Origin of the sequence: Pseudomyxococcus flavus (assembly GCF_050038885.1) — a bacterium.
Taxonomy (GTDB): Bacteria; Myxococcota; Myxococcia; order Myxococcales; family Myxococcaceae; genus Myxococcus; species Myxococcus flavus.
Genome location: NZ_CP143624.1, coordinates 1,706,857 through 1,725,199 on the forward strand (window position 1 = coordinate 1,706,857; position 18,343 = coordinate 1,725,199).

The window sequence follows — 18,343 nt, forward strand, 5'->3', positions numbered from 1 at the left end:
GCCAACACGCCCAGAGTGCTTCTGCACACACGAACAGGAGGCGCAGATGCGCGTATTCGTTACCGGTGCCACCGGCTGGGTCGGCTCCCGGGTGGTCCAGGAACTGCTGTCGGCCGGACACCAGGTGCTTGGACTGGCCCGCTCGAAAGACAAGGCGGCGCGGCTGGCCCAAACCGGCGTCCAGGTGCTGCATGCCACCCTGGATGACCTGGACCGCCTGGCGGACGCGGCGACGCGGTCCGATGCCGTCATCCACACGGCCTTCAATCACGATTTCTCGAAGTTCGCCGACAACGCCAGACAGGACCAGCGCGCCATCGAAGTGCTGGGCGAAGCCCTGGCCGGAACGGACAAGCCTCTGCTGGTGACCTCCGGCGTGGCGCACCTGGCTTCCGGCCGCGTCGCCACCGAGGCCGACGTGCCCACGGACCACCCTGGCTATCCACGCCGCTCCGAATTCGCGACCGTCGCGCTGGCCGAGCGTGGCATCCGCGCGGCCACGGTGCGGCTGGCCCCCTCTGTCCATGGCCTGGGTGACCACGGCTTCATTCCCATTCTGATCCGGCTGGCGCGCGAGACGGGCGTCTCGGCCTACATCGGCGAGGGACTGAACCGCTGGTCCGCCGTGCACGTGTCGGATGCCGGCCGCCTGTATCGACTGGCGCTGGAGCGCGGCGTGACCGAACGCGCCTATCACGCCATCGCGGAAGAGGGCATCGCCATGCGAGACATTGCTCAAGCCATCGGCCGCCGCCTGGGCGTGCCGGTCGAGCCTCGAGGCCACGAGCACTTCGGCTGGTTCGCGGACTTCGCCGGGGCCGACATGCCAGCCGCGAGTGAACGCACGCGCGCGGTGCTGGGATGGCAGCCCAACGGACCGGCGTTGCTGGCGGACATCGAGCATCCTGGCTACTGCGAGGATTGAGGCCCAGCAAACGGTCGCGGCCCATTCCATGCGCACCTCGTGCTCTCGTTGGGCAGCATGACGGCCGGGGGGAAGACGCGACTGCGCAGTCTTCCCCGAACGGCAAGCGCGTCAGCCGGGTGAACGCACGGGTTCGCGTCATTCGCCCCCGCTGGGAGCATGAAAGGCTTTGCCCCACGGCTGACACGCTCAAGTCAGACGCGACCGTTCCCGAGGGGCCAGACCGCCGTCGATTCCTGACGTGGGTCACGGCCTCTCCCACGTTGATGACTGCCGCCCGGCTGGGGCTCGACATGCCCGAGGCCGAGGCGGCAGCGCCGAGCCCCTACCTCGCCGTCCAGACAGATGGGCGCGGTGTCATGCCCCTGCTTCGCACGGAGATGGGGCAGGGCATCACCACGGCCGTGGCCGCGCTCGTCGCCGAGGAGCTCGGACTGACGCTCGACAGGGTCGACGTGCGCGGCGCCGACGCGGACCCTCGCTGGGTCATCCAGCTCACCGGCCTGTCGTCGACAATGCACTTCCTCACGGGCCACCTGAAGTTGCCCCGCGAGTACCGTACCGCGAACCCTCACCCCTGAGCTGTCCGATGGGACGGTGGCAACTCCACCTCCGCCGCCCACGCCTCCACGGCCCTGCCTTCAGTAGTACTTCGCGCAGGCAGCCCAGTTGGCCATGTAGCACTCGCCCTTGTGGATGCGACCAACGCCTTCAGGGCACCTCCCCGGCTCCGATGTCGCCACCTTCACCCAGCACTTCGGGCGCTGCGCCAGCTCGGAGGCAAAGTCGTCACCGAACCCGTCCAGGGTGGTGCCGCGAAGCACAACAACGGCCACTGCCGCTCCGGCCAGCAAGACAGCAATGACAATCGCGAACACCCTCATCCGATTCATGACGTCCCCCGGGGAGTCAGCGAGGATACAGCGACTCGGCGGATGGTGCGCCTGACGGTGCTCGTGGTCGTGCTGGGCTCGGGCCCAGCGCCCGGTGCCGGTCCATCCGCGACCTGCAGATCCGAGCGCGGCTGCCCTGGACACCTCCTCCAGGCCCCGGGGCGTCCCAGTCCCGGGGCCTGGCCCCACACGCCAAGAATCAACAAATGTGGGGATGCACCGCATATTCAAGTCTTTCGGCTTACACAGTCCTTGCAATATGACCGGTAGCGGCCACGATGACCGACGATACCCTCAGCGCCGAGCACGCCCCCTCTGCTGAAAGCGGAACCGGAGCAGCGGCGCTCGTCCTTGCCTATACGCGCAACGCATTCATCGAGGATGAGCGTCATGGGCTCGGCAGGGGCGCGACGCTCCTGGGGCGTGGCGTCCCCCTCTTCTCCCGGATCGCCCTGGACGATGCCCGGCTCTCCCGTGGCCATGCGCGCATCGAACACGTCGGGGGGACCTGGTTCGTCGAGGACCTGGGAAGCCACAATGGCACCCAGCTCAATGGACGACCGCTCACGGGGCGCGCCGCCCTCGCGTGGGGGGATGTCCTTCGCATGGGGGACACGCTGTTTGTCTTCGCCGAGGCCTCCGAGGCCCCGAAGGGAGCGCAGCGTATCGACGGACTGGTGGGAAGCAGCGCGGCGCTGACCCGGCTCCACCGCGACCTCGAGCGGGCGGCGCGGCATGAGCAGTCCGTGCTCATCCTGGGCGAAACCGGGACGGGCAAGGAGGTCGTGGCGCGCGCGCTCCATGAACGGAGCGGCCGGAAGGGGCCCTTCATCGCGCTCAACTGCGGAGGCGTCGCGGAGAGCGTGCTGGACAGCGAGCTGTTCGGGCATGTGCGCGGGGCGTTCACTGGCGCGGCGGCCTCCCGGGACGGGCTCCTGCGCGAGGCGCATGGGGGCACGCTGTTCCTGGACGAGCTGGGGGAGATGCCCCCCATGCTCCAGGTCAAGCTGCTCCGCGTGCTGGAGACGCGGCAGGTCCGAGCCCTGGGAGGAGCGCAGGAGGTCCCCATCGACGTGCGGGTGCTCGCGGCCACCCACCGGGACCTCGTCTCCCAGGTGACCCAGGCCGCCTTCCGCGCGGACCTCTATGCCAGGCTCGTCCAGTGGCGCCTCCTGACGCCCCCTCTGCGCGAGCGCCGCGAGGACATCGCGCCGCTCGCGCGCCACCTGCTCGGCCGCATGAAGGCCGAAGCCCGGCCCATCGACGTGGGCCTCGCCGAGGCCCTGCTCCTGCACGACTGGCCACTCAACGTGCGGGGCCTGCTCAACGTGCTCTCCATCGCGGTCATCGCCTCGGACGGAGGCCCCCTGAAGCTGGGGATGCAGGTGGAGCACGAGCTGGAGGCGGAGCGACGGATGCTGACGGCCGGGGCCCCCGCGGTGGCGTCAGCGGAGGAGGGGCCGTCCCCGCCACCTGCTCGGCGCCCGGCGCGCGCGGTCGAATCCACCCCCCAGGAGCTGGAGACCCACCTGCGCGCGTACCAGGGAAGGGTCGCGGAAGTCGCCCGGCACCTCGGGTGCTCGCGGCAGCAGGTGTACCGGTGGATCGAGGACTTCGGACTCGAGCTGGACCACTACCGCGCTCCGCCGCCCCGCCTCGCCTGAGGCTGCCCAGAGGGTCCCATGCGTCCTTTCCTTCCCCTCGCGATGTTGTCCGTGATGGCGACGCTCAGCGGCCAGGACTGTGCTGAGCCCAGCGCATCCGGGCCGCAGGCCCAGGCCTCCCGCGAGGCCACGCCCCTCGAACCGAACCACGTCAACCCGCAGGCGCCCAGCCCTACCGGCTGGGCCGGAGTCGACGGCGGCAGCGTCTTCTTCCGGGCGCGGTTCGACGGGGGCGGCATCTGGACGGGAAGCGATGGGCGGCGCTACCGAATCATCGAGAGTCCGCCGGTGGACCCGTGCCTGCCCGCGGTCCTTCAAGACGCGGGCGCCCAGCTCAAGCTCTACACCGTGACCGACGTCGACCTGCGCCACAACGTCTGCGAGGGCAAGGGCTATCACACGCAGAACCCCCAGGAATGCTCACCGGACGCGGGCAACTTCTATGAAGGGAAGGCCGTCATCATCCCCGGCTGCTGGCTGCCGGACGGAGGCTTCAACGACGGGGGCGGCGCCGCCCCCTGCTTCACGGCGAGCTGCACGACGGGCGCGGTCGGCGTTTGCGCGCACTGGGGATACCTCCCGGATCAGGAGTGGGATGGAGGGCCCCCGCTCGCGCGGCTGTTCGAGGCGTGTGTGCGGGCCGCGCGCGCCGACTACAACGGCGACGGCGAGTCCTTCACGTGCCAGGGCACCTACGTCGACTTCGTCGACGGCCATGGCATCCAGACCCAGGACACCTTCGACGGCGGAGGGCTTCCACCGCTGCTCTTCGAGGCCGCCTGGAGCGAGCAAGGCGCCGTGCCCTTCGGCGTGATGCCGGATGGCGGGAGCTGCGTGCGGCCGCGTTACACCCCTTCCCCCCTCTCCAGAATCCGAGGAGCGCCAGGGACGCAGCTGACGGCGAGCTACGACTGCCAGCAGCCCGGTGACGCGGGGACGCCCTTGAGGAAGTACTTCGATGGGGGCGTGCCCTTCCTGTTGCTGACCCAGACCTGGAAGAACGAGTACTGCGTCACGGACGATGGGAAGGATGGTGGGCTCCGCATCCATTGTCCCGCGTGCGGCGGGGACCCCCTGGGGCCCAGGACCTGCCAGGGTGGGAGCTGCGCGTCCCCTCCGCTGCCGTGAGCGCCTCCGCCCCGGGGAGCTGGGAGCCGCCCCCAGCGTTCGACGAGTACCGCCTCATCCGCCTGCTGGGCCAGGGGGGAATGGGCCGCGTCTACCTGGCCGAGGACACGGCACTCCAGCGCAGGGTCGCCATCAAGTTCATCGGCGCGGAGCGGTCCGGCCCGGGCCCGCGCGACCAGCTCTTCACCGAAGCCCGGGCGCTCGCCCGCCTCCGCCATCCGAACGTGGTGATGGTGTACCGGGTCTCGGAGGTGGGCGCCCACCCCTACCTGGTGCAGGAGTTCCTCCCGGGCGTCTCCCTGAGGAGCCTGCCCATGCCGCTCCCGCCGGAGCGGGTCCTGGCCATCGCCCTGGGCCTGGGACGGGGACTGGCCGCCGCGCACCGCGCGCAGGTGCTCCACCGCGACATCAAGCCGGACAACGTCATGGTGCTTCCGGATGGCGAGGTGAAGCTCGTCGACTTCGGGCTCGCCCTCTCCTGGGCGGCGGGTCCGGGGGAAGACGCGCCCGCGGCCCGGCCCCCCGCCCCCATCGCCGGCACGCGCGGTTACATGGCGCCGGAGGCCTTGCGCGGCGAGCCGCCTGGCCCGCGGGGAGATGTCTATGGCCTGGGCATGGTGCTCCACGAGCTGCTGACGGGCCATCGCCCCCTCGACGCGCCCACCGCGAGCGGGGCAGTGGATGAACCGCTGGCTTTCGAGGCGCGCCCTCCCGGCTCGGAGCCGGCGCCGTCCGAAAGCGGGCTCGGCGCCCGGCTGCGCGCCATCATCCGCCGGTGCCTCGAATACGACCCGGCACGGCGCTTCGCCTCCGCCGACGCGCTGTGCGCGGAGCTCGAGCGGCTCGCGGAGCTCGCGCGGCTGGAGGGGGCCGGCGACGCGGTGCCGGCCCCTCCGGGCAACCCCTACCGCGGGCTCCAGGCCTTCGACGCGGAGCACCGGGGGTTCTTCTTCGGGCGTGGCGCGGAGGTCCGCGCCATCCATGAGCGCCTCCGCGCCCAGGCGCTGGTGCTCGTCGTGGGGGACTCAGGGGTGGGCAAGTCCTCGCTGTGCCGGGCGGGAGTGTCACCGCGCGTCACGCAAGCGGGGCTCGGGGACGGCTGTGCCTACACCGTGCTGGCGCTCATGCCCGGGCGCCGGCCATTCACGGCGCTGGTCGCCGCGGTGGCGGGCCGGCTCGGCCTGTCCGAGGAGACGCTGGCGGCCCAGGCGCGGCATGAGCCCGCGGCACTGGCGCGGGCCCTGCGGGCCGCCGGGCCCGCGCGAGGCACCCTGCTCTTCATCGATCAGCTCGAGGAGCTGTTCACCCAGAGCGAGCCGGACGAGGCGTCCGCCTTCACGCAGGTGCTCGGGCACCTGGCCATCCTGGCCCGGGGGGTGCGCACCCTGGCCACGGTGCGAGGGGACTACTTCACGCGGCTGGCGGCGCTGCCGGGGCTGGAGGATGAAGTGGCGCGCGCGCTCTTCCTCGTCAGGCCCCTGGGCCCGGAAGGAACGCGCGAGGCCGTGGTCGGTCCGGCGCGCGTGACGGGCGTCGCGTTCGAAACGGAGGCCCTGGTGGACACGCTCGTGGCCTCCTCCGCCCGCGCCCCGGGGGGACTGCCCATCCTCCAGTTCACGCTCGCCGAGCTGTGGGATGCACGAGACCGGGAGACCCAGCGCATCCAGGAGGCGTCGCTGGAGGCGCTCGGGGGCGTGGCCGGAGCCCTGGGCCGGCACGCGGACGGGGCGCTGGCGGCGCTGCCCCCCGACGCGCGGCTGGCGGCTCGCGGCCTGCTGCTGCGGCTCATCAGTCCGGAAGGCGCCCGGGTCCGTCGGACCACCCGGGAGCTCGGCGCGGAGACCGCCGCGAATCGCACCGCGCTGGAGGCCCTGGTCCGGGCCCGCCTCGTCGTGGTCCGGCAGGACGGCGAGGCGCACGTCCACGAGGTGGCGCACGAAGCCCTGCTCGAGGGTTGGTCCACCCTCCGCGGCTGGCTTGAAGAGGCCCGCCAGGAGCGGCAGGTGCTCGAGCGGGTGCGGCTCGCCGCGGCCGGCTGGGAGCGCGCGGGCCGCCCCACCTCGGCCCTGTGGAGCCGGCGTGAGCTCGACGTGGTGACCGCGGCCGGCGCGCTCGCGCTGACGCGGCAGGAGGCGGCTTTCCTCGCGGCCTCGCGGCGGGCCCTCCGGCGCACCTTCGCGCGGCGCCTGGGGCTGGCGCTGGCCCTGCCCCTCACCGCGATGGTGGCCGGGGGCGCGGCCTGGCTGAAGGGTCGCCACGCGCTGGAGCGCACGGTGCAGGCGCACCTGGATGAAGCCCGGGCGTCCATCGCCGAAGCCCGGACTCACCATGCCGCGGCGAAGGCCGCGCGCGCGGACGCCTTCCAGCGCTGGGACGCTCGAGGGGAGCGCGCCCTCACTGGTGCTCCGCTCGCGGGAGATGGAGGCGAGCCGGAGGAGACCTGGGCCGAGGCACGAAGGAGCGATGGCGTCGCGGACGAGGCCTACCAGCGCGCCACGCAGGCGCTCGACACCGCCCTGCTGCTGGACGGCTCGCGGCGGGAGGCCCGCGGACTGCTCACGGAGGTGCTGACCGGGCGGATGGAGCTGGCGGAGTGGTTCTTCCGTCCCGGACAGCGGCGCGAGGCCCTGCGCAGGCTGGCGAGCCTCGATGACGACGGCACCAGCCAGCGCCGGCTCCTCGCACCGCCCGTCCTGGACCTCGCCACGGAGCCGCCGGGCGCGGAGGTGCTGCTCCAGCACGACACGGGCGTGCCCGGAGGCCCCAGGCTGTCCGAAGGCATCTCCCTGGGCCGGACGCCCCTCGCGTCGCGCACGCTCGCGACGGGCCCGGGGTCCTACGTCCTCACCTTCCAGGCACCGGGCTTGGCGCGCGCGGTCCTGCCGGTGGTGCTCTCGTCGGGAGAGAACCTCCAGGCGCGCATCCCCCTGCCGCGGGCGGCCGACCTCCCCGAGGGCTTCATCTACATCCCCCCAGGCCGCTTCCTCTTCGGCAGTAGCGACGACGAGGCCCTGCGGCGCGAGTTCCTCCAGGCGCCCCCGCTCCGGCAGGTGACGACCGAGGGTTACCTCATCGCCCGCCATGAGGTGACGTTCGCCGAGTGGCTCGCGTTCCTCGATGCGCTGCCCCCCGACGAGCGGAGGCGACACACGCCCGGCGTGCGCTCAACGGCCGGCGCGCTGGCGCTCACCCGGGAGGAGACGGGCTGGCGGCTCATGCTGCAGCCCACGCGGCATCCCCTCCACGCGAGCAGCGGCGAGCCCATCCGCTACCCGGGCCGCGCCCACAGGGCCGTGCAGGACTGGTTGCGCTTTCCCATCTCGGCCATCTCGCTCGAGGATGCGCGGGCCTACCTCGCGTGGCTGGACCGCTCCGGACGCGTCCCGGGAGCCCGGCTGTGCTCCGAATACGAGTGGGAGCGCGCGGCGCGTGGCGCGGACGCCCGCCTGTTTCCCATGGGCGACCTGCTCGCGCCGGACGACGCGAACTTCGATGAGACCTATGGCCGCCAGCCGCTGGGCTTCGGTCCCGACGAGGTGGGCGCCCACCCTGCTTCCGCCAGCCCCTTCGGGGTGATGGACATGGCCGGCAACGTCATCGAGTGGGTGCGGTCGGTCCGCGAGCCCGGGGAGGCAGTGGCCCGCGGCGGGTCCTGGTACTACGACCGCATCTCCAACCGCTCCAATTCGCGAATGCCCAACGAGCCCTCGTTGAGGGACATCCGCGTCGGGCTCCGCGTCTGCGCGCCCGCCCCGGCTCCGCGTGACGCCCCGTGACGTGACCAGGGCCATCCGCGTCCGGACATGTCCGGACATGTCCAGGACCGGCGCGCGCACGCGACAGCGCCCCCTCGGCCACTGCGACCACCCTCTCAGTGCGGGCTGGCACATCGCGTGCTCATGGGGACGCCCGAGCCCACGCCGGGCTCCTCGACCCCCAGAGAGGTTTCACTCATGAAGCAGAGCAAGCTCTTCGGCCTCCTCTTCGTCCTCCCCATGCTGATGCTCAGCACCTCCGCCCACGCATTCGACATCAATGGGACGTACACCTCCGAGGCCGGCGAATTCGTCCTGAAGATCACCCAATCCCACGATTGGGACGGCTCCTTCAGCGGGACCTACTTCACCCAGTTCACCCCGGTCGGCCCCTTGAGCATCCCCGTCTCGGGGACCTTCCACTTCGTCAACAACCCCGACGGTAAGCTGGTGCCGCTCGCCCTCTCCTTCTCGGCGATGATGCGGCCTGATGCGGGCTGGCCCTATGTGCTGTTGGACGCCTGGTCGGGCGTTCTCACGCAGCCCGGCAGCATCTCCGCGACGGGCGTGAGGACCTTCCTGCCCGCGGGCGGCCCGGGCGTGATGTCGAGCCTCGGAACCCACACCCTGGACTGACGCCGGGAACAGTCGAGCCGCAGGCAGGGGAGGCAGTGGCGCAGCCAGGCCGCGCGCATCGCGAGCGGAGTGGCCGAGCGTCACCGCCTCCCCGTCCACGTCAGGGCCCGAGGCGCAAGCCGGCGGCGCTGTCCCCCCGGATGTGGCGCTGCTCCCCGCACCCACCCACCGAGGCGTGGTGGTTAGTACGTATGGCCATGTCAGGGGCGCGCCGTATGACGTCCACGTGCCGACACATGCACGGCGTGGACAAGCACCAACGCCTTGCTCCAGTGTGCGCGGCACCAACACGCCCGCTCCGAGGAGGAAGGCATGAGGACGACGCTCGCCGCGATGGCCCTGGTTCCCACCCTGCTCGCGTCATCCACCGCGTGGGCCGCGGTGACGGTGCGCTACCACAACCGCGATTCGCGCGGCCACACGTGGCCCGTGGTGTGTAGCGGCGTGAAGACGTCGGTGACGTTCGGAAAGAGCCAGACGGCCTCCGTCACCATCCAGGGCTCCGGGCCCTGCTCCGTGAAGACGGACGCGGGCACCGTGGTCCTCAAGGGTGGGGAGGACCTGGAGATCAAGGACGGCCGCATCCTGGTCAAGTGAAGGCACCGGCCAGCCGACCTCCAGGCCGCCCACTCGCCACCAGAGCACTCACCTTTATATTAAGTTTCGACGGATTTAGCCTACTTCGGCACCAAATAAGACTCCATCGCATTGAAGTTAGCCCAGAACGGACCCATACTGCATTGCGTCACTCTTCCGGGTGGAGGCGCAATGAAGAAGTGGTTTGCGGTGGCCCTTCTGGTGGGCGTGGGCATGGCGGGGTTGCTGGTAGAGCCCGCGGAGCAGTTGAAGCGAGGGGGGCCCATCAACACGGCGGACACGGCGTGGCTCCTCACGGCGACGGCGCTGGTGCTGCTGATGACGCCGGGGTTGTCCTTCTTCTACGGCGGGATGGTGCGGCTGAAGAACGTGGTGTCCACGCTGCTTCAGAGCTTCATCGCGATGGCGGTCATCAGCCTGCTCTGGGTGGTGGTGGGCTTCAGCCTGAGCTTCGGGGACAGCTTCCACGGCCTCATCGGCGACCCGCGCACCTTCTTCATGTTCAGCGGCGTGGGCGGTGACACGCATCCCGACCTGGCGCCCACGATTCCCCTGATGCTGTTCGCGCTGTTCCAGCTCAAGTTCGCCATCATCACCCCGGCGCTCATCACCGGCGCGTTCGCCGAGCGCGTGCGCTTCAAGGCGTACGTGCTCTTCATGGTGCTCTTCACGCTCGTCATCTACGCGCCGCTGGCCCACTGGACGTGGCATCCGGAAGGCTTCCTGCGGCAGTGGGGCGTGCTCGACTTCGCGGGCGGCACCGTGGTGCACATGTCCGCGGGCTTCGCGGCGCTGGCCGGCGCGCTGGTGCTGGGCCGCCGCCAGGTGCACGTGGAGAACGCGGCGCACACGCCCGCCAACATCCCCTTCGTCATGCTGGGCACGGGCATGCTGTGGTTCGGCTGGTTCGGCTTCAACGCGGGCTCGGCGATGTCCGCCTCGTCGCTGGCCACGCTGGCCTTCGCCACCACCAACACGGCGTCCGCCGCGGCGATGCTGGGGTGGATTGCCTTCGACTGGCTGCGCGGCCGCAAGCCGAGCGCCATGGGCGCCTGCATCGGCGCGGTGGTGGGCCTGGTGGCGGTGACGCCCGCGGCGGGCTTCATCACCGTGGGCCAGAGCATCGTCGTGGGTCTCGTCGCCAGCTTCGTGAGCAACGCGGCGGTGCACTTCAAGAGCCGCACCTCCGTCGACGACACGCTGGACGTCTTCCCCTGCCACGGCCTGGGCGGCGTGGTGGGCATGGTGCTGACGGGCGTGCTGGCCAAGGACGTGGGCCTCATCCACGGCGAGACGCGCACCTTCATGATGCACATGCTCGCGCTGGTGCTGGTGTCGGTGTTCTCCTTCGTCGGCTCGTTCCTGCTCTACAAGGTGGTGGACCGCCTCGTCCCGCTGCGCGTCAGCCGTGCGCACGAGGACGAGGGTCTGGACCTCAGCCAGCACGGCGAGACGGTGGGCGAGTCCGTCATCGTCCCCGTGCCCCAGCCCGCGCCCACCGCGACGGCGGCGGTCGCCACCGAGCCGGCTCCAAGCGGTCCGTCGTTGCCGCAGCCGGCCTGAGCGCCCGCTGGCGCTGAGCGCCATGCCGCCGCTCGGAGGCTCGAGCGGCGGCACGGGCTCATCGACGGCGCATCCCCAGAAGTGAGGCGCTCAGTACGGGTTCGCACCTGGCGGCTTCCGACACCCATGCCGCCCCAGACGGGCATCGATGAGCGGCCATTCGCACCAGGGCGACAGCAGGTTGGCGGCGTGCAGCTTCCGAGCTCAGCGCCGCCCCAGACAGGCATCGCGCACCGCCGCTCGAAGCCCGGGCAGCGGCTCAGCTCCCGACGCGAATCGCGCACCGCCGCTCGAAGCCCGGGCGGCGGCTCAGCTCCCGACGCGAAGCACGCACCGCCGCTCGAAGCCTGGGCGGCGGCTCAGCTCCCGACGCGAAGCACGCACCGCCGCTCGGTGCCGCGAGCGGCACGCCCGGCGCAGGCGCCAATACCCTTAGGAGCTCTTCTTCCTCGCGGCGGGCGCCCGCCGCTTCCGCGCCGCCGTTCGGGCCGTCGCGGCTTCCGGCATGGGCCCCGTCGTGGGCGCCCCCGTCTCCGAGGTGGGCTTCTGCCGGCGCTTCAGGCGGCGCGGCGGCAGCAGGTCCGGCTCACCGGGCACCTTCTGGGCCATGAAGATGGCGGCATCCAGCTTGTAGAAGTTCCGGGTCCGGTACCACGTCAGCGCGGACTCGTTGTTCTCGGCCACCTCCAGCACCAGGTGCGTGCAGCCCCGCGTCCGGGCCAGGTGCTGGAGCTGATCGAGCATGAAGCTGCCCACGCCCCGGCCCTGGTAGTCCGGATGGACGGCCAGCTCCTCCACGAAGAGCGGCCGCATGCCCCGCTTCTCGAACCAGCGGGGATTCACCCAGTTGTCGTCGCCAGTGGCCTCGAAGGCGCACTCCGAATACCCGACGATGCTGCCATCCACCTCATAGAGGAGCTGTTCGATCCACTCCGAGGTGTAGACCTCCAGGAAGCGCCGCTTGGAGCGGGGCCGCTGGTACTCCACCGTCTCGCGGTTCACGTCCCGGAAGACGAGCTTGAGGAACTCCCAGGTCCGGTTCAGGTCGCGCCGGTGGATACGACGCACTCGGACTTCGAGAGAGTCCGCGGGTTTGGGAGTCTTGGCCTTCGGCATACGCCCGCCTCCTTAGCAGGCCGCTGGAGGGACGCCCAGTCTCGTCGCATGCCACGCTCCGGCTGGGTGCGATGCGACATCAGGAGGGTTGCCTCCCAGGGGGGTGGAAGGATGGAATGGGCGAAGTTTCCCTGGAATGCCCTGCCTGAAAGCCTCAGCCCGATGACTCGACCCTCTGACGGCGACCTCCGTATCGATGAGGTCCTGCGGAACACCTACCGGATTGTGTCCCTGCTGGGGCGAGGCGGAATGGGTTCCGTGTACCTGGCCCAGCACCTGCGCCTTCCCGGCAAGCAGGTGGCGGTCAAGGTGCTGCGCGGCGGAGACCACCTGACGCCGGAAATCTTCGCGCGCTTCCGTCGCGAGGCGGAGATTGCCTCCCGTCTGGGTCACCCGAACATCGTCGAGGTGCTCGACTACGACACCCTGGAGAACGGCAACCCGTTCCTGGTGCTGGAGTTCCTGCGCGGAGAGAGCCTCCAGGCCCGGCTGGAGCGAGGGCGCCTGCCCATGGAGGACGTGGTCTCCTTCACCCGGCAGATCGGCTCCGCGCTCCAGGCGGCCCACGGGGCGGGCATCATCCACCGCGACCTCAAGCCGGCCAACGTGTTCCTGGTCCCCACCGACTCCGGCGGCGTGGTGGGCGAGCGCGTGAAGCTGCTCGACTTCGGCATCTCCAAGGTCCTCAGCTCCCAGACGGTGCAGACCCAGGAGGCGACCATCATCGGGACGCCCCAGTACATGTCGCCCGAGCAGGCGCAGGGGAAGAACCGGGAGATTGACGCGCGCACGGACGTGTTCGCGCTCGGGTGCATCGTCTACGAGATGATGGCCGGCAAGCCCGTGTTCGGCGCGGGCAGCCTCGCGCAGATGATCTTCCGCGTCGTCTACGAGCCGCCCGAGCCCCTGGCCCCGCTATGTCCCGAGGCCTCGCCGGAAGCCATCGCGGCGGTGATGCGCGCGCTCGCCAAGAGCGTGGACGAGCGCTATCCGGATGTCTCCTCCTTCATCGCGGACCTGACGGGCACTCCGTTGCACTCGCTGTCCACGGCCGTGGGGAACCAGGCCGCGCCGAGACCCCAGGCCCCCATGTCGGGCGTCGCCCTGCCCTCGGACGGCCCGCCCTCGCTGTCCTCCACAGCGCCTCCGGGCAGCCTCAAGGTGCCGCCGGACACGGGACGTGAAGGCTTCGATGCCACCCTGGCGCCCGGCACGGGCCGGCTGGGCCTGACGCCGGCCCCGGGGCACTCCGCCACCGGGCAGATGGGCGTCGCCCAGGCGCAGGGTTTCCAGCCCTCCGCGACGGGGCAGATGGGCGTCGCCCAGCAGCAGGGATTCGCCCCTTCCGGCACCGCACAGCAGCAAGGCGTCGGACCTTCCTCGACGGGACACATGGGCGTGGCTCAGCCGTCGGCGACGCCCTTGGTGGATCCACCGGGCCTCGAACCCACGCTCATCTCCAAGCAGGTCCCGGCCATCCCCGCGCCCGAGCGGCCAGCGCAGCCGTCCACGGCCGTGAGTGTCCCCGTCCCCATCCCGGGCGCCGAGGCCCAGGCCGCCGCATCGCTGCTGGCCGCCACGCCCTCCTCCGTGACGCCCGCCGCGCCCAAGGGCCGAGGCGCCTTTGTCGGCGCCACGGCGGCGGTCCTGCTGGCCTCAGGCGTGGGCCTCGTGTGGTGGCTGAAGGGCACTGCCTCGGACTCGGGTGCGCCCAAGGCGCCCGTGACGGACACGCGCGCTGCTCAGCAGGGCGCCCCGCCCGCCACCGACACGAAGCAAGCCGCCGGAGACACACAGCAGGCCGCGACGCAGCAGCCCGCCGCTGGTGACTCGCAGCAAGCCGCGGCGCAGCAGCCCGCCGCTGGTGACTCGCAGCAAGCCGCGGCTCAGCAGCCCGCAGCCGGCGACACGCAGCAAGCCGCGGCGCAGCAGCCCGCAGCCGGCGACACGCAGCAAGCCGCGGCTCAGCAGCCCGCCGCGGGCAACGACACGCCGCAGGTGGCCGTGGCCACCACGACGCACAAGCCAGCCACCGTCCGCCCGTCGCGCCCCGAGCCGAAGGAGGAGCTGCCCGAGCAGGTCCGCAAGCTCTTGAAGGAAGGCGAGAGCGCGCTGGCCTCGGGGGATGCCGCCCGCGCCATCGCGCTGGCTCGCAGCAGCCAGCGGACGCAGCGCTCCACGGCGGCGTACTCACTGCTCACCCGCGCCTACTGCCAGCAGAAGGACCTGGGCGGTGCCGTGAGCGAGTGGCCGAAGGTCGCGTCAGCGGAGCGTGCCAAGGTCCGGAAGTTCTGCCAGAAGCACGACATCGAGCTCTGAAACAGCGGGCCATCCGCGAAGGGGGGCCCTCATGCATCACGAGGTGATTCGCTTGAGAAACATGGTCGCAGTGATTGTCGCGGCAATCGCGCTGGGTGCCTCGCAGGCCCTGGCCGCCGCGCCGGTAGAAGCGGGCAAGGTGTACTCTGGCACGGAAGGCGAAGAGGTGGCGGTGGTGCCGCTCTCGCCGCGCTCCGACAAGAAGTTCATCCTGAGGGTGAAGGGCACGGGCTCCGACTTCGACGGCCTTGTCCTCCCCTGCGAGCTGAACGACTGGAGCACCCGCAGCACCGAGCAGTTCAACTACAGCACCCAGTGGCAGGGCCGGAAGTACACGGCGCTGCACCAGCGCGACACGCGGTACGAGCTCTACGTGCCCGGCCGTCAGCGCGCCATCCGCGTGTCCTTCGACGAGAAGAAGACCGCCGCGCTGAAGCCCGAGGAGGTCTACGCGCAGCACCAGAAGCAGATGGCCGACGGTACGCTGAAGAAGGTCATGGCCTTCAACCGCAAGGGTGAGGAGGCCGGCCAGGACAAGGAGTACGCCAACACCGTCCTCGAGATGAACAACGCCTGCGGCACGTCCGTGGCCGCCCGCATCGACTGGAGCAGCGTCGACGAGGACCAGCTCAAGGAGCTGAGCATCTCCAGCTACTGCGGCACGCCGCTGACCGTCCTCAAGGACCTGTGCGGCAGGTCCTCCATCGCGAAGCAGACCATCCAGGAGAAGGTGAAGCGGGTGAGCTGCCGCTTCGGCCCGGAGCTGGCGCCGAAAATCGAAGCGGACCACGTCATCTGGACGACGACCCGCGAGGCCAGCAACCAGGACAAGTTCGCCACCAAGTTCTTCAAGCAGAACCTGTAGTCGGAGCCTTCACGATGCGAATCCAGCGTTTCGCCTTCGCGGCGATGTCGTTCGCGTGTACCGCCGCCCTGGCGGCCGAGCCCATCCAGCCCCCCTGGGGCAAGGAATCGAACCTCGGCGAGAAGATGATGATGGAGGCCACGTCGGTGTGCACCGACGGCAAGGGCCACTTCGTGGTGCTCACGCCCGACGACGAAGACATCAACGCCGCCCTCTACTACGGCGATGGGAAGCAGTTCGTCCAGGTGGCCCACCCCGGTCCGTACACGTCGCCCACGTCCTTCCTGGACCCGCGCTTCTTCAACAAGGGCGCCAACCCCAACTTCCGTGGCATCGACTGGCGCGTGATGTCGGAAGTGGAGATGGATGCCAAGGAGCGCACCTGCGCCCTGCGCTGCGGCGAGAAGCAGCTGCCCCTCACCATGCTGGAGGGGGAGCAGGCCTCGGAGCTGCTGCGCAAGGCCACCTTCCTGCCCAACCCGCAGAAGTTCGCGCCGTACGCGCTGCTGCGTGACACCAAGGGCGTCTACTACTTCGTGGACCGCGGCTTCCACGAGGCGGAGAAGAAGAACTTCCGCGTCTTCATCGGCCCGCGCGGCAACCTGAAGCCGCAGAAGATGACCAACGTCATCGCCGACTCGGAAGGCGAGATCTTCTCCACCAAGCGCGGAGACCTCCGGCTGCTGCTCGACAAGTCGAAGCCCGCGCAGTGGATTGAGAACTCCAAGCGCCGCCTCGAGCTGCGCCAGGTGCCCGTGGAGGAGAACCTCCCGCTCATCTACAACGAGCTGGGTGTGTACGAGGGCGCCCGCCTGGGCACGCCCTGCGACGACCAGTAGCCGTCCGCCGACGCGTACGGGCCCGCGGGCCGGGAGCTGGCGTCCCCTGACGCCCTCCCGGCCCGTCGTGCGTCTGGGGTCCGTGGCTCCCCGCCGGAGCAGGGCTGGCTTCAGGAAGACGCCTCGCGGCGCTCCTCCGCATGTCGTCTCCAGTCGTGGTCGCCGGGTGTAGGCCGACCTCACCACCACTCCTGCGCGGAAAGGGCCATACTCCCGAGGGGGGATTCCGCGGCGCACGGGCACAGGCTCAACATGGGCCCCCTCCATGGGCAGAAGATGCGGCCCGATGCCTCCACCCGGTGGGAGGCCACGCAAGGGGGAGACACCGATGCAACCTGCCGTCTGGGTCCTGGGGCTCGTGAGCCTGCTCTCGTCCGGGCTCCTGGTCTTCACCGCCGTCCGGCTCGCCTCCGTGAGGAAGCGATTCAAGCCCGTGCTCGACGTGGAGGCGGAGCGCCAGCGCGTCTTGGGTGAGCTGGAGCGCGCGAAGGCGGAGTCCGCGCACACGCTGGCCCTGGAGCGCAACCGACTTGCAGCCGAGCTGACACGGACCCGGGAGGACGCGGATGCGGCCATCCGAAGCGCGATGGCGGACCTCGCACGGGCGAAGGAAGAGAGCGAGCGCGCCATCGCCCAGGAACAGGCCCACGCGAGGGCAGAAGTCACCCGCATGCGGGAACAGACCCAGGCAGAAGTCGCTCGAATGAAGGAGCAGGCGGAGGCAGCCGCCCGCGAGGCGGAGGTTCGGCGACAGCAGGCGCAGAGCGAGCGCGCCCATCTTGAGAACGCCATTTCCAAGCTGGCCGCGGAGCTGCGTCCCCTGGAGGAAGAGGCAGTCCTGCGCTCCTACGGGCTCTACAAGCCCATCTACAACTTCTCCACATCGGAGAAGTACGAGGAACGCCTGGAGGACATCCGCGAGCAGCAGAAGGCCATGCTCAAGGACAAGACGGCCGCCTATTGCACGACGGAGTGGGAGGTCAACGGCAGCAAGGCCGAGGGCCGCAAGCAGACGGAGCGCACACTGAAGCTGATGCTCCGCGCCTTCAACGGCGAAGCGGACGCATGCGTGGCCAAGGTGACGTACAAGAACGTCAAGGCCATGGAGGCTCGCATCCAGAAGGCGGCCGACGCCATCACCGACCTCGCGAAAATCCAGCAGTGCTTCATCGCCCCCAAGTACGTGGGCCTCAAGCTGGATGAACTGCACCTCGCGCACGAGTACCAGGAGAAGCTCCAGCAGGAGAAGGACGAGCAGCGGCGCATCCGCGAGCAGATGCGCGAGGAAGAGGCCGCGCAGCGCGAGCTGGAGCGCGCAAAGCTCGAGGCCGAGCGAGAAGCCAGGCGGGACGAGGAGGCTCTCCGCAAGGCGCGCGCCGAATTCGAGCGGAGCAGCGGCGCGCAGCAGCAGAAGCTCCAGGAGCGCATCGCCGAGTTGGAGCGGCGGCTGGCCGAGGACCTGGAGCGCCAGCGCGCCATCTCCCAGGCCCAGCTCACCCGCACCGGGCACGTCTACGTCATCTCCAACATCGGCTCATTCGGGGAGGACGTCTTCAAGGTGGGCATGACGCGGCGGCTCGTCCCGCAGGACCGCATCGACGAGCTGGGCGACGCCTCCGTCCCCTTCGAGTTCGACGTCCACGCCATCATCCGCACGCAGGACGCCCCCAAGCTGGAGGCCGAGCTGCACCGCACCTTCGCCCACCGGCGCGTCAACCGCATCAACGAGCGCAAGGAGTTCTTCCGGGTGAGCCTGGACGAAATCGCCGAGGCCGTGCGCAAGCACCACGGCGACTTCGAGCTCACGCGCGTCGCCGAGGCCGCCGAGTACCGCAAGTCACTCGCGCTCATCGAAGAGGAGCAAGGCACGGGGGTGTCCACGCCACGACGCCCCGCCGCTTGAGACCGCGGCTACGACGCAGCGGGCCAGACTCCTGTCGGACAACGCGGTGCGTCTACCGCGTCACGTCTGCGTGGCAGCAGGCTGCTTGCCTGGCGTGCGCGCCCACTCGTTGGAATCCCAATGACGTCATCCGTCCTCGT

General features: G+C 70.4%; 14 protein-coding genes. 12 read left to right on the plus strand and 2 right to left on the minus strand.

Annotation, left to right across the window (positions count from 1 at the left end; genetic code table 11):
• Window positions 1–46: 46 nt before the first annotated feature.
• Window positions 47–925 carry an SDR family oxidoreductase gene (locus tag VZL07_RS07100; protein WP_426754591.1) on the plus strand — a complete coding sequence of 293 codons (879 nt, stop codon included), beginning with the start codon at window positions 47–49 and terminating at the stop codon, window positions 923–925.
• A 266-nt stretch (window positions 926–1,191) separates the two neighbouring features.
• The gene (locus VZL07_RS07105; RefSeq protein ID WP_426754592.1) at window positions 1,192–1,506 is read left to right on the plus strand and encodes a molybdopterin cofactor-binding domain-containing protein; all 315 of its coding nucleotides are present in this window, start codon (window positions 1,192–1,194) and stop codon (window positions 1,504–1,506) included.
• Window positions 1,507–1,566: 60 nt separating this feature from the next.
• Here the strand turns inward: VZL07_RS07105 and VZL07_RS07110 are convergent, their stop codons facing one another.
• The gene (locus VZL07_RS07110) at window positions 1,567–1,761 is read right to left on the minus strand and encodes a hypothetical protein (protein ID WP_426754593.1); all 195 of its coding nucleotides are present in this window, start codon (window positions 1,759–1,761) and stop codon (window positions 1,567–1,569) included.
• A gap of 335 nt (window positions 1,762–2,096) precedes the next feature.
• Between VZL07_RS07110 and VZL07_RS07115 the strand changes: the two genes are divergently transcribed.
• From VZL07_RS07115 to VZL07_RS07140, 6 genes are all read left to right on the plus strand, one after another.
• On the plus strand, window positions 2,097–3,482 hold the full coding sequence (locus VZL07_RS07115; RefSeq protein ID WP_426754594.1) for a sigma 54-interacting transcriptional regulator: 1,386 nt from the start codon (window positions 2,097–2,099) through the stop codon (window positions 3,480–3,482).
• 18 nt (window positions 3,483–3,500) lie between these two features.
• Window positions 3,501–4,610: an ADYC domain-containing protein gene (locus tag VZL07_RS07120; RefSeq protein WP_426754595.1), complete on the plus strand. Its 1,110-nt coding sequence runs from the start codon at window positions 3,501–3,503 to the stop codon at window positions 4,608–4,610.
• Window positions 4,607–8,386, plus strand: coding sequence for a protein kinase domain-containing protein (locus VZL07_RS07125; protein ID WP_426754596.1), 3,780 nt, complete (start codon window positions 4,607–4,609; stop codon window positions 8,384–8,386). The genes VZL07_RS07120 and VZL07_RS07125 overlap by 4 nt, the downstream gene beginning before the upstream one ends.
• 177 nt (window positions 8,387–8,563) lie before the next feature.
• Entirely contained in the window at window positions 8,564–9,001 is a 438-nt protein-coding gene (locus VZL07_RS07130) for a hypothetical protein (protein ID WP_426754597.1), read from the plus strand.
• Between the two features lie 312 nt (window positions 9,002–9,313).
• The gene (locus VZL07_RS07135) at window positions 9,314–9,598 is read left to right on the plus strand and encodes a hypothetical protein (RefSeq protein WP_426754598.1); all 285 of its coding nucleotides are present in this window, start codon (window positions 9,314–9,316) and stop codon (window positions 9,596–9,598) included.
• A 171-nt stretch (window positions 9,599–9,769) separates the two neighbouring features.
• The gene (locus VZL07_RS07140) at window positions 9,770–11,161 is read left to right on the plus strand and encodes an ammonium transporter (protein ID WP_426754599.1); all 1,392 of its coding nucleotides are present in this window, start codon (window positions 9,770–9,772) and stop codon (window positions 11,159–11,161) included.
• Between the two features lie 432 nt (window positions 11,162–11,593).
• Here the strand turns inward: VZL07_RS07140 and VZL07_RS07145 are convergent, their stop codons facing one another.
• On the minus strand, window positions 11,594–12,277 hold the full coding sequence (locus tag VZL07_RS07145) for a GNAT family N-acetyltransferase (RefSeq protein ID WP_426754600.1): 684 nt from the start codon (window positions 12,275–12,277) through the stop codon (window positions 11,594–11,596).
• 162 nt (window positions 12,278–12,439) lie between these two features.
• Here VZL07_RS07145 and VZL07_RS07150 point away from each other — a divergent pair, with 162 nt between their 5' ends.
• From VZL07_RS07150 to VZL07_RS07165, 4 genes are all read left to right on the plus strand, one after another.
• Window positions 12,440–14,596: a protein kinase domain-containing protein gene (locus VZL07_RS07150; RefSeq protein WP_426754601.1), complete on the plus strand. Its 2,157-nt coding sequence runs from the start codon at window positions 12,440–12,442 to the stop codon at window positions 14,594–14,596.
• Window positions 14,597–14,657: 61 nt separating this feature from the next.
• A complete protein-coding gene (locus tag VZL07_RS07155) occupies window positions 14,658–15,461 on the plus strand; it encodes a hypothetical protein (protein ID WP_426754602.1) in 804 nt (267 codons plus the stop codon).
• A 14-nt stretch (window positions 15,462–15,475) separates the two neighbouring features.
• Complete coding sequence (locus VZL07_RS07160; protein ID WP_426754603.1) at window positions 15,476–16,300, plus strand: hypothetical protein; 825 nt, start codon at window positions 15,476–15,478, stop codon at window positions 16,298–16,300.
• Between the two features lie 328 nt (window positions 16,301–16,628).
• Window positions 16,629–18,203, plus strand: a complete 1,575-nt coding sequence (locus VZL07_RS07165) for a DUF4041 domain-containing protein (protein WP_426754604.1) — start codon at window positions 16,629–16,631, stop codon at window positions 18,201–18,203.
• Window positions 18,204–18,343: the final 140 nt, after the last annotated feature.

Excerpts from the sequence above, each read along its gene's own strand:
- VZL07_RS07100 (WP_426754591.1), top strand. The coding sequence starts at position 47 with ATGCGCGTATTCGTTACCGGTGCCACCGGCTGGGTCGGCTCCCGGGTG.
- VZL07_RS07105 (WP_426754592.1), top strand. The coding sequence starts at position 1,192 with ATGACTGCCGCCCGGCTGGGGCTCGACATGCCCGAGGCCGAGGCGGCA.
- VZL07_RS07115 (WP_426754594.1), top strand. The coding sequence starts at position 2,097 with ATGACCGACGATACCCTCAGCGCCGAGCACGCCCCCTCTGCTGAAAGC.
- VZL07_RS07120 (WP_426754595.1), top strand. The coding sequence starts at position 3,501 with ATGCGTCCTTTCCTTCCCCTCGCGATGTTGTCCGTGATGGCGACGCTC.
- VZL07_RS07130 (WP_426754597.1), top strand. The coding sequence starts at position 8,564 with ATGAAGCAGAGCAAGCTCTTCGGCCTCCTCTTCGTCCTCCCCATGCTG.
- VZL07_RS07135 (WP_426754598.1), top strand. The coding sequence starts at position 9,314 with ATGAGGACGACGCTCGCCGCGATGGCCCTGGTTCCCACCCTGCTCGCG.
- VZL07_RS07140 (WP_426754599.1), top strand. The coding sequence starts at position 9,770 with ATGAAGAAGTGGTTTGCGGTGGCCCTTCTGGTGGGCGTGGGCATGGCG.
- VZL07_RS07145 (WP_426754600.1), bottom strand. The coding sequence starts at position 12,277 with ATGCCGAAGGCCAAGACTCCCAAACCCGCGGACTCTCTCGAAGTCCGA.
- VZL07_RS07150 (WP_426754601.1), top strand. The coding sequence starts at position 12,440 with ATGACTCGACCCTCTGACGGCGACCTCCGTATCGATGAGGTCCTGCGG.
- VZL07_RS07155 (WP_426754602.1), top strand. The coding sequence starts at position 14,658 with ATGGTCGCAGTGATTGTCGCGGCAATCGCGCTGGGTGCCTCGCAGGCC.
- VZL07_RS07160 (WP_426754603.1), top strand. The coding sequence starts at position 15,476 with ATGCGAATCCAGCGTTTCGCCTTCGCGGCGATGTCGTTCGCGTGTACC.
- VZL07_RS07165 (WP_426754604.1), top strand. The coding sequence starts at position 16,629 with ATGCAACCTGCCGTCTGGGTCCTGGGGCTCGTGAGCCTGCTCTCGTCC.